This window comes from Terriglobia bacterium (assembly GCA_020072845.1).
Taxonomy (GTDB): Bacteria; Acidobacteriota; Terriglobia; order Terriglobales; family Acidobacteriaceae; genus JAIQGF01.
In genome coordinates, this window is record JAIQGF010000002.1 from 100,779 (window position 1) to 116,890 (window position 16,112).

At 64.3% G+C, this 16,112-nt stretch carries 11 protein-coding genes; all 11 read left to right on the forward strand.

The window, feature by feature from the left end; all coding sequences use genetic code 11:
• The first annotated feature begins 122 nt into the window (after window positions 1-122).
• Window positions 123-3,227, forward strand: coding sequence for a BamA/TamA family outer membrane protein (locus LAN70_01835; GenBank protein ID MBZ5509887.1), 3,105 nt, complete (start codon window positions 123-125; stop codon window positions 3,225-3,227).
• A complete protein-coding gene (locus tag LAN70_01840; GenBank protein MBZ5509888.1) occupies window positions 3,227-3,961 on the forward strand; it encodes a SurA N-terminal domain-containing protein in 735 nt (244 codons plus the stop codon). Before LAN70_01835 ends, LAN70_01840 begins: the two co-directional genes overlap by 1 nt.
• Window positions 3,958-7,977, forward strand: a complete 4,020-nt coding sequence (locus tag LAN70_01845) for a translocation/assembly module TamB domain-containing protein (GenBank protein MBZ5509889.1) — start codon at window positions 3,958-3,960, stop codon at window positions 7,975-7,977. Before LAN70_01840 ends, LAN70_01845 begins: the two co-directional genes overlap by 4 nt.
• A 20-nt stretch (window positions 7,978-7,997) precedes the next feature.
• Window positions 7,998-8,852: a putative 4-hydroxybenzoate polyprenyltransferase gene (ubiA, locus tag LAN70_01850; protein MBZ5509890.1), complete on the forward strand. Its 855-nt coding sequence runs from the start codon at window positions 7,998-8,000 to the stop codon at window positions 8,850-8,852.
• A 139-nt stretch (window positions 8,853-8,991) separates the two neighbouring features.
• Window positions 8,992-10,122 (forward strand): aminofutalosine synthase MqnE, encoded by a 1,131-nt coding sequence (mqnE, locus tag LAN70_01855; protein MBZ5509891.1) that lies wholly within the window; start codon window positions 8,992-8,994, stop codon window positions 10,120-10,122.
• 368 nt (window positions 10,123-10,490) lie between these two features.
• Entirely contained in the window at window positions 10,491-11,537 is a 1,047-nt protein-coding gene (locus LAN70_01860; protein MBZ5509892.1) for a hypothetical protein, read from the forward strand.
• 32 nt (window positions 11,538-11,569) lie between these two features.
• The gene (locus tag LAN70_01865; GenBank protein MBZ5509893.1) at window positions 11,570-12,733 is read left to right on the forward strand and encodes a hypothetical protein; all 1,164 of its coding nucleotides are present in this window, start codon (window positions 11,570-11,572) and stop codon (window positions 12,731-12,733) included.
• Window positions 12,734-12,906: 173 nt separating this feature from the next.
• Entirely contained in the window at window positions 12,907-13,140 is a 234-nt protein-coding gene (locus LAN70_01870) for an addiction module protein (GenBank protein ID MBZ5509894.1), read from the forward strand.
• Window positions 13,130-13,429 carry a type II toxin-antitoxin system RelE/ParE family toxin gene (locus LAN70_01875; GenBank protein ID MBZ5509895.1) on the forward strand — a complete coding sequence of 100 codons (300 nt, stop codon included), beginning with the start codon at window positions 13,130-13,132 and terminating at the stop codon, window positions 13,427-13,429. Before LAN70_01870 ends, LAN70_01875 begins: the two co-directional genes overlap by 11 nt.
• A gap of 158 nt (window positions 13,430-13,587) precedes the next feature.
• Window positions 13,588-14,850 carry a N(4)-(beta-N-acetylglucosaminyl)-L-asparaginase gene (locus LAN70_01880; protein MBZ5509896.1) on the forward strand — a complete coding sequence of 421 codons (1,263 nt, stop codon included), beginning with the start codon at window positions 13,588-13,590 and terminating at the stop codon, window positions 14,848-14,850.
• A 161-nt stretch (window positions 14,851-15,011) separates the two neighbouring features.
• Complete coding sequence (ada, locus tag LAN70_01885) at window positions 15,012-16,076, forward strand: bifunctional DNA-binding transcriptional regulator/O6-methylguanine-DNA methyltransferase Ada (protein MBZ5509897.1); 1,065 nt, start codon at window positions 15,012-15,014, stop codon at window positions 16,074-16,076.
• Window positions 16,077-16,112 lie beyond the last annotated feature (36 nt).

The window sequence follows — 16,112 nt, forward strand, 5'->3', positions numbered from 1 at the left end:
TATTATAAGTGGCGAGACTGCTGAGCTCCCGGCCAAAGCAGTGCAACGGGGCTGTTGCCGAAGCTCATCGAAGAAGGCATCCAGACAGGTGCGGCGCCGGCTGGCGCCGCTTGCCGACAAGCATGGCATTCATCCGAGAAGCGCGGGAACTCGTGCTGCGCCTGCACCCCAGAACGCGCAAAACCGGCGCGTTCTGGGGACCCTGTGTGCGCGGGGCCGTTGCCGTATTGGCCGGGGCTCTGGCCCTGGCTCCCGCGGCAGCGCAGGAGCGCGCGCCGGCGGTCGCCAATCCTTCCGCGCCGCAGGCGCCGGCGCCCTCGGCGGTGGGGGCGCTGAGCCGGGCGAACGACTTGCAGGGATTGCCCGTGGTGCAGGTGGAATTCCGCGGCGTCGAGGCCAATCCCCCGGTGATGGAAAACCTGAGGCGACTGGTGGCGCCGAATCTGGACCAGCCGCTGGACCGGCAAAAACTGGGACGCACGGTGCGCGCCCTGTATGCCACCGGGCGATTCGCCGATGTGCAGGTGGATGCGCAACGCAATCCACGCAACGAACTTTCGCTGGTCTTCATCGCGACGGAAAACCTGTTCATCGGCTCGATCACCGTGGCCGGCGCGCCGCGCCGGCCGAGCGCGGCGCAACTGCGCGACGCCACCAAACTCGAACTTGGCAAACTGTACTCGCCGGCCGCGGTGGAGCAGGGAATGCAGCGGATCAAGAGCCTGTTGGTGGACAACGGCTATCACCAGTCGGCGGTCACGGTGAACGAGGAGCGCCACCCGGAGTCGCAGCAGATCAACCTGCATTTCAGCGTGACGCCGGGACCGGCGGCGAAAATCGGGCAGGTGATCGTGACCGGGAGCCCGGGCCTGAGCGATGCCGAGATCCTGCGGATCTCCAAACTGCGACCCGGGGCAACGGTGAGCGCGGAGCATGTGACACGCGCGCTCACCCGGCTGCGCAAGCAGTATTCCAAGAACGAGCGCCTGGAAGCCCAAATCGCGGTGGTGGAGCGCCGCTATCACGAGGAGAACAACACGCTGGATTACGTGTTCCGCATCGTGCGCGGCCCGGTGGTCAATATCAGCGTCTCCGGCGGCGAGATCAGCAAGCGCAAGCTGCGGCGCTACGTTCCGGTCTATGAAGAACACGCCGTGGACGACGACCTGCTGAACGAGGGGCGCCGCAATCTGCGCGATTATCTTCAGACCCAGGGCTACTTCGACGCCGAGGTGAATGTCAGCCAGCGCCGCGACCCGCAGCAGCCGCAGGAAGTCGACATCGCCTATGCCGTCGAGAAAGGCCCGAAGCACGAACTGGCGCACATCTTGATCGAGGGCAACAAATATTTCTCGGAGGGCCTGATCCGCGAACGCATGGCGATCCAGCCTGCCAGCGTGCTGATGCGCCACGGACGCTTCAGCCAGGAGTTGCTGAACCGCGACCTGGACAACATCCGCGATCTGTACCTGACCAACGGATTCGAGTCGCCCAAAGTCACGGGAGGTTTCCGGGACGACTACGAGGGACGCCAAGGGCGGATGGCCGTGTTCATCAAGATCGAGGAGGGACCGCAGACGCTGGTGTCGTCGCTGACCATCCGCGGCAACAGCGTGATTACGGAAGACCAACTGCGTCCGTTACTCACCACGGTGGAGGGCCAGCCCTATTCTGAAACCAACGTGGCGCAGGACCGGGACAGTGTGTTGAATCATTACTTCAATCACGGTTTTCTGGACGCGGTGTTTACCGCGTCGGCAAAACCGGCGCCGGGCGATCCGACGCGCGAGGTGGTGGAATACACCATCCAGGAAGGGTCACAGGTTTTCGTGGACCGCATTCTGGCCTCGGGCCTGCGCTACACCAGGCCGGGGATTGTGAAGCGGCAATACCGGCTTGCGCCGATGCAGCCGTTGAGCCAGCTGCAAATGCTGGACACGCAGCGGCGGCTCTACGACCTTGGCGTGTTCAACTCGGTCAACCTGGCGGTGCAGAACCCGGATGGGCAGGCGCGGTACAAGGACATTTTTCTGCAGTTCGAAGAAGCCCGGCGGTGGAATTTCACTTACGGCTTCGGCATCGAGGTGCAGAGCGGGGCGTTCGGCACCCGAAACCTTCCGCAAGGGACCACCGGGGTGAGCCCGCGCGTGATCTTCGACGTGACGCGGAACAACGTCGGGGGACGAGCGCACACGCTGAGCTTCAGTTCGCACGTCGGCAGCTTGGAACAGCGCGGGCTGCTGAGCTACGACGCGCCCGGGTTCATGGCGACGGAGAACCTGCGGCTGACGGTGAGCGCGTTTTACGACAACTCGCTGGACGTGCGGACATTCACCTCGCAGCGCATAGAGGGCTCGACGCAACTGGAGCAGATCGTCAGCAAGGTGACGAGCTTGCTGTACCGCTTCACCTACCGCCGGGTACGCGCGACCGACCTGGTGATCTCGCCGAGCCTGATACCGCTATTTTCGCAGCCGGTGCGGGTGGGCATGCCGAGCCTGACCTATATCCGCGACCGCCGGGACGATCCCATCGACACGCACAACGGGAACTACAACACCTTCGATACCGGGGTGGCGTCGGGCATCTTCGGCTCGGAAGCTACATTCGGGCGGTTCCTGGGTCAGAACTCGACGTATCATCCTTTTCACCGGCGGCGGTGGGTTTTCGCCCGCAACCTGCGGGTGGGAGTGGCGGAACCGTTTGGCGATACCACCGCCTTGCCGCTGCCGGAGCGGTTCTTCGCCGGCGGGGGAAACTCGGTGCGCGGCTTTGCCATCAACCAGGCGGGACCGCGCGACCTGACGACGGGTGAGCCGCTGGGCGGGAACGCGATGGTGGTGAACAGCTTCGAGCTGCGCACGCCGACGGTGGCGCTGCCGTGGATCGGGAATAACATGGGGTTCGTCATTTTCCACGACGCGGGCAATGTCTTCGCCACGACGAACGACATGGCGCACAGCCTGCTGCGCTGGTCGCAGCCCCACCCCGACCTGTGCAAGCAGGAGAGCACAGCCAAGCAGTGCGATTTCAGCTACATTTCGCACGCGGTCGGCGGGGGAATACGCTATCGCACGCCGATCGGGCCGGTGCGGCTGGATTTTGGCTACAACTTCAACCCGCCGACCTTCCCGGTGTATCCCGACAAGTCGAACAACAATGCGCCGTTCCACTGGCAGCAGCTTCGACACTTTAATTTCATCTTCAGCGTGGGGCAGACTTTCTGATGCGGCGCGCCCTGCAAATCGCGGTGGTGTGCGTGGCCTGCGCCGGGCTGCTGCGGGGCGAGATCGTCGACCGCATCGTCGCCACCGTAAACGGGCAGCCGATTTTGCAGAGTGATTGGGACATCGCGATGCGTTGCGAGGCGTTTCTCGACCAGCGTCCGCTGCAGTTCACGCCGGAGGCGGCGCGCGCGTCGCTGGACCGTCTGGTGGACCAGGAGTTGCTGCGGCAGCAGATCCGCAGCATCCAGTTGCCGCCGGCCGGGGAAGACAAGTTGCGCAGCCGGTTGGAGGAAATTCGCCATCAGATTCCCGGCGCGGCGAGCGATGCGGGCTGGCAGGCGGCGCTGCACCGCTACGGATTGACGCAGAGCGAAATCGAGGAGCGCATTGCCGACCAGATGGAGATCTTGCGCTTCATGGAAATCCGCCTGCGTCCCACGGTGCACGTGGACCGGCGGAGCATCGAGGCCTACTACTACGACACGCTGCTGCCGCAGTTGAAGGAAAAAGGCGTTAAGCAGGCGCCGCTGGCGGAGGTCTCGGCCAAAATCGAGGAAATCCTTTCGCAACAAATCCTGGATTCGCTGCTGGCGGACTTGCTGCGCGATTTGCGGCAGCAGGGCGAGATCCGCATTGACGGATCGGCGCTGCCGCCGGCCGCTGACCCGAACACGCAACCACCCCAGCAAGCGCAACCGCAGCGCTTGACGGGGACCCCGATGGAGGCGCGATGAGCGAGCAAGTCCAGCCGCGCCGCAGAGTGTTACTGGCGATCGCCGGGGTGGTAGTGGTGGCGATCGTCATCGGAACGGCGTGGTATCTCACCAGCCCGCGGTTTCAAGATTTCGTGCGCGCGCGTCTGGTGGAACGGCTGGAAAGCGTGACCGGCGGACGCGTCGAGATGGGCAAGGTTGATTGGAATCTCGGCAAGCTCTCGCTGGTCGCTCACGGTGTCACGATTCACGGGCTGGAAGGGCCGAATGAAGCGCCCTACGTGCATGCCGATCGCGTCGCGATCCGGTTGAAGATTTTGTCACTCGCCGGGCGAAAAATCGGGCTGCGGAGTTTCGAAGTCGACCGGCCGGTCATTCACCTGATGGTCGGCGCCGACGGCAGCACCAACCAGCCGAGGCCGAAAGCACAGGCGAGCAGCGGGCGGGGCATGCAGCCGGTACTCGATTTGCAGGCGGACCACGTCGAGGTGCGCGATGGCGTGCTGATGGTGAACGACCGGCGCGTGCCGCTCGATCTGGCCGCCAACAACGTGCAGGCGGAGTTGGCGTACGCGGCCAACGCGCAGAGCTATGACGGCACGTTCAGTGCGGGTGGGATTCACCTTGCGTATGGCGATTACAAGCCGTTTGATTCGGCAGTCGCCGCCAGCTTCAGCGTGGCGCAAAACCAGGTGGTCATGAAATCGGCGAAGCTGACCACGGGCAAGTCATGGGTAGAGGTTGCGGGGCAGTTGGTGGATTTCAGCCACCCGCGGCTGACCTTGAATTACCGATCGCGGTTCGACCTGGCGCAGGTTGCCGACATCACGCGGCTGGCGCAGATGCGCGGCGGCGTGCTGGAGGTGAACGGCAGCGGCAACTTTACCGCAGAGGATTTCGCCACGTCGGGCTCGGTGCGAGTGCAGAACCTGGAATACCGCGATCCGGCCATCCGCATTCCCGACCTCGACGGCGGCGCGGAATTCAAGTCGGAACACAACACGCTCACGATTCCGCACCTGTTCGCGCACGCGCTGGGAGGGACGGTCACCGGGGGCGCGGAGATTCGAAACTGGACGTCGATGCTGAAGCCGGGAGCACGCGCGGGCCTGGTGTCGCCGGCGGCGGATGCGGTGGCGCACCTGCGGCTGCAGCAGCTTTCGGTGGGCCGCATTGCCGCGGCCATCTCGACCCGCGCGTTGCCGGCGGACAAGCTGAACCCGGTGGGCTCAGCGAGCGGCGCCATGGAGGTGACCTTCCGCGGCTCGCCGGCGCACGCGCACGCGCGCGTCGACGTGAATGTCACGCCGGTGGAGGCGGCCCCGCAGCAGCTTCCGGTGAGCGCCACCATCCGCGGCGCGTACGCGATTGACACGCTGGCGCTGGAACTGACGCAGTTGAGCGCGACGGCGCGTTCGCTGAAGCTGGAAACCTCCGGCACCATGGCGCGCAGCAACAACCTGCGTGTGGCGCTGACGGTCGGCGACCTGCGCGACCTGAATTCGCTGCTGGCGGCGCTGAGCCCCTCCCACCGGCTGCCCGACGGCGTCACCGGCCGCGCGACCTTTACCGGCAATTTGACCGGTACGCTGGCCGCAGCGCAACTGGCGGGAGAAGTGACGCTCGGGGATTTCACCTTGCCGATCCCGCTGACGGCGGCGGCGCGCCAGCGGGCGTCCACACCGGCGCGGCTGGCGCGATTCGATTCCTTCACCGCCCAGGTGCAGTATTCGCCAAGCCAGCTCGCGCTCATCAACGCTCGCCTGCGCCGCGGCCCCGAGGATGCTTCCTTCACGCTGAGTCTGGGGCTCGATCAAGGCGCGGCCCGCGGCACGCTGCCGCTCAGGTTGCGGGCGGACATTCACAATTTCGAGATCCACGATCTGCAGGCGATCCTCGGGTTCGATTACCCGATCACCGGGCAGACCACGGCAACGCTCGCGGTGAGCGGCACGGCCGACGATCCCCTCGGTACGGGGCACCTGCGCATTGCCAAGGCGATGGTGGATGGCGAACCATACCAGGACATCAGCGCCGATGTGGTATTTGCCAACCAGGAAGCGCAGCTTGCCAACGTGCTGATCGCGCACAACGGGGCACGCGTGACCGGGACCGCTGCCTACAACCTGAAGACGACGGCGTTCCGCTTTAACCTGAAGGGCAGCAATTTCAGCCTGGCGCAGTTCCCGCAACTGCAGTGGCCGCGCATTTCCGTCGGCGGCACGCTGAACTTCGACGCGCGGGGGTCGGGCACGACGTCAGCGCCGGTGGTGGACGCCGATCTCCACGTGCGCGACGTGGTGCTGAACCGCGAGCGGCTGGGGAACCTGGACGTGAAGGCGGTGACCAGCGCCGGGGTGATGCGAATCACCGCGCGGAGCGACTTTCCCGCGGCCGAGTTTGGGTTGGACGGCACGGTCGGCATGCAAGGCGATTTCCCCGCGGAGCTGGCGCTGAAATTCACCCGCCTGGACGTGGACGCGCTGCTGCACGAGTTCCTGCAAGGACGCATCACGGGACATTCCTCGGTCAGCGGATCCGTCACGCTGGCGGGACCTTTGCGGCGGCCGCAGCTGCTCACGGTGAACGGCGACATCAGTCAGTTTTCCGCCGACATGGAGAACGTCAAGGTGCACAACGACGGCCCGCTGCGCTTCAAGGTGGCCGACCAGGTGCTGACGCTGGAGCAGTTCCATCTCGCCGGGGAGGAAAACACGCGGTTGTCGGCGACCGGCACGGTGTCACTGGCGGGCGCCAAGGCACTCGACCTGCGCGCCGAGGGCAACGTCCACATGAAGATGTTGCAGGTCTGGAACCCGGACCTGCGTGCCGGCGGCATGGTGGAGTTCAACATCAACGCCCGTGGAAACATGGACCGGCCGGTGCTGTTCGGCCGCGCCCGGATCGACCACGGCGCGGTGGCGAACATCAATTTTCCGAACGGGCTCAGCGATATCAACGGCGTCATCGTCTTCAACCAGGACCGCATGCAGATCCAGTCGCTGACGGCGGCCAGCGGCGGAGGAACGCTGACCTTGGGCGGGTTTGTGACCTACTCGGGTACGCCGGCCTTCAACCTGACGGCCCAAGGCAAGGACATCCGGCTGCGCTACCCGCAGGGATTGAGCACGGTGCTGGATGCCGATCTGCGGCTGAGCGGGACAACCAGCAATTCCACGCTGTCGGGCACGGCGACGGTCACCAAGTTCGGCATGACGCCGCAATTCGACCTGGGGCTGGCCATCGCGCGCGCGCGGCAGGCGCCCGAGACGCCGAACCCGAAATCGCCCTTCAACAACATGCGGCTGGCGGTCCACGTGGTGTCCACGCCGGAGTTGCAGGTGCAGTCGTCGCTGGCGCGCCTGACCGGCGATGTGGACCTCAACATCCGGGGCACGGTGACGCGGCCCGTTCTGCTGGGCAGGGTGAACGTCACCGAGGGCCAGGTAACGCTCAACGGCACGAATTATCTACTGGAGCGCGGCGATGTGTCCTTCCGCAACCCGGTGCGGATCGAGCCCGTGCTGGACGTGGAGGCCACGACGCGGGTGCGCGATTACGACATTACGCTGGGCTTCCACGGACCGCTGGAGCGGCTGAGCACGACCTACCGCTCCGACCCGCCGCTGCCGACCTCGGACATCATCGCGCTGCTGGCCTTCGGGCGCACGCGCGAGGAGGCGGTGATGGCGACGGAGGCCAACCCGAGTTTTACCGAGTCGGCGTCGCAGGCGATCCTGGGGCAGGCGCTGAGTTCGGCATCGAGCACGAGGATGCAGCGGCTGTTCGGGGTAAGCCGCATCAAGATTTCGCCGGAAGTGGCCGCCAGCCAGGCAGTGGATCCCAATGCGCGCGTCACCATCGAGCAGCAGGTTTCCAAAGAGTTCACCGTAACCTACGTGACCGACCTGACGCACTCGGGACAGCAGATCATCCAGGTGGAATACAACTACAGCCGTCAGATCTCGATTTTGGCCACGCGCGACCAGTACGGCGTGCTGTCGTTCGATGTAAGGATTAAACGGCGCAGGAGGTAGTTTAGAATTTCTCCGTGGCCATGCTGCGCAGCCTGGGAACGACGCTGGAGATGATCAAGTGGGAGCACTCCGTCCTCACCCTCCCCTTCGGCTTGACCGGCGCGGTGCTGGCGGCGCGCGGCATTCCCAGCGGGCGGCAGTTGCTGTGGATCGCCGTCGGGCTGGTCTCCGCCCGCGCCGCTGCGATGAGCTTTAACCGCCTGGCGGACCATTCCCTCGATGCCGCCAACCCGCGCACCCGCACGCGTGCACTGCCCGTGGGCGCGCTATCGCGGCAATTTGTGGCCGCGTTCGTCGTGCTGTCCAGTTTGCTGCTGGTGCTGGCGGCGGCGGAATTGAACCGGATGGCGCTGGTTCTGTCGCCGGTCGCGCTGGGAGTAATCCTGCTGTACTCGTACACCAAGCGCTTCACGCGCTGGTCGCACGTGGTGCTGGGATTTGCCATGGGATTGGCGCCGGCGGCGGGTTGGGTGGCGGTGCGCGGATCCCTGGACCCGCGAATCCTGATCCTCACCGCGGCGGTGACATTCTGGGGCGGAGGCTTCGACGTGCTCTATGCCTGCCAGGATTATGACTTCGACTGCCAGTCGGAGCTGCACTCCGTGCCCCGGTTCTTCGGGATTGCGCGCTCGCTGTGGATTGCGCGCGTGTTCCACATCTTGACCCTGGCGCTGCTTGGGGTGCTGGTGTATGTCTTCGGCCTGGGGGCGATCGCGATTGCCGGCGTGGTCGTGGTCGGGCTGCTGCTGGCGTACGAACATTCCCTGGTGTCGGCCAACGACCTGTCGCGCCTGAACGCGGCGTTCTTTACGATGAACGGCGTGATCTCGATGGTGTTCCTGGGGTTCGTGACGGCGAATTTTCTGGTGCGGTGATTTAGGTGAGTGTCGCGCCGCTGGCGCTCGCAGTTTTGTTCTTGCAGCTTTCCCACCGCTGCCGCGGTGGGCTAACGAATGACGCCGCTCCGCGGCTGGTGTGAGGTCAGGCGGGTCTGCTGTATCATCGAAATCTTCTATGTCTGCCAAGCACGAATTCCAGACCGACGATGCGCGGCTCAGGCCGGTTGCCGAAAAAGTGCTCGCCCAGCAGCGGCTGGAGGCCGCCGATGCGCTCGCGCTGTACGCCTCCAGCGACATACTTGCCGTCGGCTGGCTGGCCAATCACGTGCGCGAGCGGATGCACGGCGACAAAACCTATTTCAACGTCAACCGGCACATCAATCCGACCAACGTGTGCGTGGCCGCGTGCCGGCTGTGCGCTTTCGGGCGGAAGAAAGACGCGCCCGGCGCGTACACCATGGCGCTGGAGGAGGCGTTTCAGACCGCTGGCGCCGGCTACAGCGATGCCGTGACCGAGTTCCACATTGTCGGCGGACTGCATCCCGACTTGCCGTTCCAGTACTTTCTCGACCTGATCTCCGGCCTCAAGCAGCGCTTCCCGGCGGTGCACTTGAAGGCGTTCACCATGGTGGAGGTCGCGTTCCTGGCGAAAATCGCCAAGCTGAGCATCCGGGACACGCTGCTGAGGTTGAAGGCGGCGGGGGTGGATTCGCTGCCCGGGGGAGGGGCGGAAATTTTCACCGACCGGGTGCGGCACATCATCTGCGACCACAAGATCGACGGCCAGCAGTGGATTGACACGGCGAGGCTGGCGCACCAGATCGGCCTGAAATCGAACGCCACCATGCTCTACGGGCACATCGAAAACGATGAAGACCGGGTTGACCACCTGCTGAGGTTGCGCGCGCTGCAGCAGGAGACCGGCGGATTCCAGACCTTCATTCCGCTGGCGTTCCACCCGGCCAACACGCCGCTGCAGCACCTGATGACCACGACCGGCTTTGCCGATATCAAGAGCATCGCGGTGTCGCGGCTGGTGCTGGACAATTTTCCGCACATCAAGGCGTACTGGCAGATGATGACGCCAAAGATCGCGCAGATCGCGCAGCGCTTCGGGGCCGACGACCTGGACGGGACGGTGATTGAAGAAAAGATCTACCACGATGCCGGGGCCACCACTCCGCAGGGCCTGCGCCGGCAGGAGTTGATCCGGCTGATCAAGGAAGCGGGCCGCGAGCCGGTGGAGCGGGACACCTTGTACCGGGCGGTGACGCGGACGGAGACATCGGTGACGGTGGCGGTGTAGCTGTGGCGAGTTGCGACTTGCGAGTGGCCGAAGTTGGCGCATTTTTGTGACAGCGATCCCAGTTTTCGCTTGAGAATGTTTTTGGTAGGGAACAGCTTAAGCCGAAGAAGCTCCGCGCCGCGCTTGATCGTGAGATCAGCGAACGCCGCCGGAGCCTTCGTCTTGGATTGGACGAAAGGGCCGCCAAGGAAAAAAGTTCCCTGCTCGCGATTCATTCCGGGACTGCACCATTCCCGGTCAGCACGTTTTATGCCGCATTTCGTGCCGACAAAAATAACTCTCTGCTTGCGTCTTGTGCGTCAGGTGTAAAATTGCTTTGGTAATAGCGGTGGGTTCACAGGTGCTCAAGCCTGTGTACGAGGCTCCGCATGAATGTCCACATCAGCTACAAGGTTTCTAAATCTTCCGACCTCGATAAAGAATTCAACCAGCACATCGAAAAAATGAGGAAGCGGCTCCAGTTCTTCCGCCCTGAACTGGTGCATCTGCATGCCATCATTGAGGAAAGAAGCGCGCGCGAGGGGCCCTCGGTGGCGCTGAACCTGCGGCTGCCGTCGGGCCAGATGGCGGCGAAAGGAAACGGGCACACGCCGACCGCGGCCATCAAGGCAGCGTTCGAGCAACTGGTCGAGCAGCTCACCAAACACAAGGACATGCTGCGCAACGCGCACCAGTGGCCGCGCCGCAGGCGGGTGGGGAGCACGCGCCCGCAGCCGCAAGTGCCGTTCGAGGAGACGCTGGCGGCGGTGCAGCCGCCCACCATTACGGGCGAGGACGTGCGCTCGTTCATCAACGCGAATTTCACGCTGCTGTTCCGCTTCGTGGAACGGGAGCTGCGATATCGCGAGAACCTGGGGCTGATCCGCCGCGACCAGGTCTTGCCGGAAGAGGTGGTGGACGAAGCCGTCGCCAACGCGCTCGACAATGGAGAGGACAAACCCGAACTGGTCAGCCTGGAACCGTGGCTGTACCGTCTGGCCCGGCGCGCCATCGACCAGGTGGCCAGCCGCAACGGCGAGCCGGTGACGCAGGTGCCGCTCGATCACGCCTATCGCCAGACCGACGTGCACGACGCGGACGAACTCCAGATGCAGTTCCATCAGCCGGACGAAGCGGTCAACAATGAAGACCTGATTGCCGATGTCCGAGTCAGCACGCCGGAGGCTTCGGCCGCCAGCGACGAAATGATCACCCTGGTGGAGTACGCCCTGCTCGGCGCCAAACCCGAGGACCGCGAAGCCTTCCTTCTCTATGCGGTTGAGGGATTTACTCCCGATGAAATTGCCGTGATTACCAGCCGGCCGGTGGATGAGGTGCGCACCGCGATTGCGGGCGCGCGCGAGCACCTGCGCAAAAGCCTGGTCGCCCCGGCCCAATTCAAGGACAGGTTTCTGCAGCATTCCAAGAGCGCTTAAATTCGCCAGACCTTGGCACTCAGGAGTAGTGCATGATCACGCGTGAAAACATTCGTGAACTAGCCGGATTTGAGTCCCCGGAAGGTGGCGCCCTGAGTTTTTACTATCAACCGTCCACTCCCAAAGACAAATCGCACCGGGAAGAGCTGATCCTGGTGAAGGACCTGGTGCGCAACGCTCTCCGCGAATCGGAAAGGAACGGCAAGAACGGCAGCACGCGCGAGGACCTGCAAAAGATCCTCGACATGGCGGAGCGCCTGCACGGCAACGGCGGGCGGGCGAAGGCGGTCTTCGCCTCCAGCAAAGAGCATTTCTGGCGCGAGTACGATTTGCCGGCCCGGCTGGCGGGTTCGCGCCTGTTCGTCAACCGGCGTTTCCACCTGCGGCCGTTGACCGCCATCGCCGACGTGCTGCCGCGTCTGCTGATCGTGGCGGCCGACAAAACCAAGGCGCGCTTCTTCGAGCTGTGGATGGACGAAATCACCGAGCGGGAAAAATTCGCCAACGAGTTGCCGCGCCACGGCCGCAGCGACGGATTCGCGGGCTACGATGCCGGGCACGCCAAGCGTCACGTGGAAAACGAGGCGCTGCACTGGTACAAGCGCCTGGCGGAACGCATGCGCGAATTGCAGGATTGCGGCTACGAGCGGTTCCTGGTCGGATGCCGTGAGGAGAACTGGCCGGAAATCGAACCCTGTTTGCACCCCTATGTCCGGCAGCGGTTCGTGGGGCATTTCGCGATTGACCCGGCGACGGCAAGCATCGGCCAGATGCGGGAAAGCGCCGAGGCCTTGTACAACGAGTTCCGCTCGCGGCGCCGCGCCGGCCTGGTGCGCGAAGCGATCGGGGGAGCACAAAGCAACGGACGCGGCGCCACCGGCCTGCGGCGCGTGCTGGGGTCGCTGGAGAAGGGCGAGATCCAGACCCTGCTGCTGGCGCGGAATTTTGCCGCCCCCGCCGCCCAGTGCCGCAACTGCGGACATCTCGACTGCCACATGCCGGAAAACTGCGCGGTTTGCGGGCAGAAGACGGAGCACCTGGACGATGTTGCCGACGCGCTGCTGCGCGTGGCGCTGCGGAGGGGGATCGAAATCATCCACATTCCAGATAATCCCGAGCTCGCTGTGGTGGGCGGAGTCGCCGCCGTGCTGCGCTTCCGTTCAGATCAGAATACGGAAGGGAAGAAAGCGGGATAGCTCTCAGCTGTCAGCTCTCAGCTTTCAGCCCTCGGGCAGCAGTCGCTGTCCGAGGTTTGTGTTTGACCCTATCGTGCCGGCTTCACCAGGGAGACCACAGAGGCGATGAGTACACTGACCCACTACCCGTAAGGCGCATTTATGGCACACTTGGCTCGGGGTAGAATAATGCTATGAGTCCAGAAATTTCCGATCTCCTGAAACGGGCGCTCGCTCTCTCTGTTGACGAGCGCGCTGCATTAGCCCATACCCTGCTCGACAGTCTTGAGGGCACGGATGAGTCTGTGCAAGAGGCTTGGGATGACGAAGTTGCTCGTAGAATCGAAGACCTGAAAGCGGGCACAGCGGTGACCGTCCCTTGGGAGCAATTACATCGCGAGCTCTTGGCCATGGTGAATGAGCGCTAAGCGGGTTGAGTTCCACCAGGGTGCAATCGCCGATGTTAAAAGCGCAGTGGCTTGGTATCAGAAGCGCAGCCCTAAGGCGGCCTTGGACTTCATCGAGGAACTGCATCGAGCCGCCGACACAATCGGTGAAGCCCCGGAACGCTGGCCGGCCGGAAAGAACAACACCAGGCGGTTTCTGCTCTGGCGATTCCCATTTGTCATCATCTATTCCGAACAACAGTCCGTAGTCACAATCTGGGCCGTTGCCCACAGCAGCAGACGACCGGAGTACTGGCGGGATCGCCTCTAATCGCCTTGCCCTCTGTGTCTCTGCGCCGCAGTGTTGAATTAGCTTTCTGCGGAACACCACCGATCAATCGTGCGAAAAACTTCTGGTTGACGCCTAATAGGTGATAGCTGACAGCTTTGCTATCCTGTTCCGTTTCGAATTCATCACTGGAGCCCGCCATGGACCGCCGGAATTTTCTTGCTGCCGCAACCCTCGCCTCGCTCGGCCTGACGCTCGAGGCGCAAGAAGTCAAGAAGCAAGACGGCCACGCCGCCGCAGGAAAGCACGAGGCGTCCGCCGTCGGAGGCCCGCCCAGCAAGCCGGTGATGATCTCCAGCCGCAACGGTTGGAACGGGATCGAAAAGGGCTACCAGATGCTGCTCGACGGCGGCGACACGCTGGATGCGGTGATTGCGGTCGGCAAGACGCAGGAAGACGACCCCAACGACGACTCGGTCGGGCTGGGCGGGCTGCCCAACGAGGAAGGCGTGGTCGAACTGGATTCTTGCTGCATGCACGGGCCGACGCGGCGGGCCGGCGCGGTGGGCGGAGTGCGCTGGACGAAGAACCCATCCTTGCTGGCGCAGGCGGTGATGCAGCACACCGGACATGTCATGCTGGTGGGGGAAGGCGCCGACCGGTTCGCCAAGGCCATGGGCTTCCCGAAAGACGAGCTTCTCACCGAGCGCTCGCGGAAAGCCTGGCTGCTGTGGAAAGAGAGTCATCGCGACAGTTGGTGGGGGCCGGGCCTGTCCGATCCGAGTTACAAAGTCCCGCCCGACGTGCCAGCGCCGCCAGCGCCGGGCGCCGCGTGGTGGGAGAAGCGAAGAAGGGAACTGGAGGAACTGGCCGCGGACCTGGCAATCCCGCCGGCGTGGCGGGCGACCTGTATTGATCGTGTGCTGTTCCCGGCACACGGCACGTGTCATTGTTCGGCAGTCACGCCCAAGGGGGAGATGTCGGGCATGACCACGACGTGCGGCCTGTCATGGAAAATTCCCGGCCGCTGCGGAGACTCGCCCATCATTGGCGCCGGAGCCTACACCGACCAGGATGTGGGCTCGGCCGGGGCGACCGGCAGCGGCGAGGAGAATATCCGCGTGGCCGGCGCGCATACGGTGATCGAGAACATGCGGCACGGGATGTCGCCGCGCGAGGCCGGGCTGGACGCGCTGCAGCGGATCGTCCGGAACTACAAGCACAATCCCGCCAAGCTGCGCTACGTGGACATGCAGTACTACATCGTTCGCAAGGATGGCGCCTACGCCGGGGTCAGCCTGTGGAGCCACAGCGCGTCCAAGGTCCCGCGGCAATACACGGTTCACGACGGAACCCGGCGACTGGAAAATTTCGTCGCGTTATTCCAGGGATCTCCGCTGCCGTTTCCGCCGCAGGCGCGCGAACCCTTCCAGCGGCCGAACTACGGCCCGGAGAAGAAGTAGTACCGAGTACCTGGTACCGAGTACCGAGTCGCCAAGGAGAAGTCGTTGAGCGCCTGGCGCGAGGCAGCAGATACTTTGAGCACAAGAAACGGATAGCGACGATTTTGATGCCCGCGTAATCTCTTTCCATGGGAAACGTCATGGAGAAGATACCCAGCCATATTGGTCCGGGAGAATTCTGGGAGGCGGTGCTGCACCGCGACCGCCGCTTCCAGTATTTGTTCGTGTACGCGGTGCGCTCCACCGGGGTGTACTGCCGGCCGACCTGCGCCTCGCGCCGGCCGCGGCGCGAGCAGGTCAGCTTCTTCGCCGGGCCGGAAGCGGCCGAGCGCGCCGGATTCCGCGCCTGCCGCCGTTGCCGGCCGCGCGAGAATGCCTTCCACGATCCGCATGCCGAAGTGGTGCAGCGCCTGTGCCGCTATATTGACGCGCACCTGGAAGAGCCGGTGAGCCTGGCGGTGCTGAGCCGCGAAGCCGGGTTGAGCGCCTTCCACCTGCAACGGACGTTCAAGAGAGTGCTCGGCGTGTCGCCGCTGCAGTATGCGCGGGTGCGGCGGTTGCTCAATTTGAAGTCGCGCCTCAAAAGCGGCGACGACGTGACTTCGGCGATGTACGCCGCGGGATACGGCTCCAGCAGCCGCTTGTACGAGCACGCCGCGGGACAGCTAGGCATGACGCCGGGCGCCTACCGCAGCGGCGGCGCGGGAACCGAGATCCGCTACGCGCTGGCCAGTTGCAACCTCGGACGGGTGCTGGTGGCGGCCACGGAACGCGGCGTCTGCGCGGTGCGCCTGGGCGACTCCGATTCCGAGCTGGTCGCCGAACTGCACCGCGAGTTTCCCATCGCGGACGCGCGCCAGGATGCGTCGTGGCTGCACGACGTGCTGGGCCGGGTGGTGGACTGCGTCAATGGCAGTGACGCGCACCCCGACATCCCGCTCGACATCCGGGGCAGCGCGTTCCAGGCGAAGGTCTGGGAGACGTTACGGCGCATTCCACGCGGCGAAACCCGCAGCTACGCGCAGATCGCGCAGGCGCTGAAGCAGCCCAAGGCGGTGCGGGCGGTGGCGCGGGCGATCGCGTCGAACCCGGTGGCGGTGATTGTCCCGTGCCATCGCGTGGTGCGCAGCGACGGCTCGCTCGGCGGTTATCGCTGGGGCTCGAAGCGCAAGGAACAGTTGCTCGCGTCGGAACGGGACCCGGAGTCAGTAGTCAGGGGTCGGTAGTCAGCGGCTCGCTGCTCAAGGAAACGGCGCCGCTCA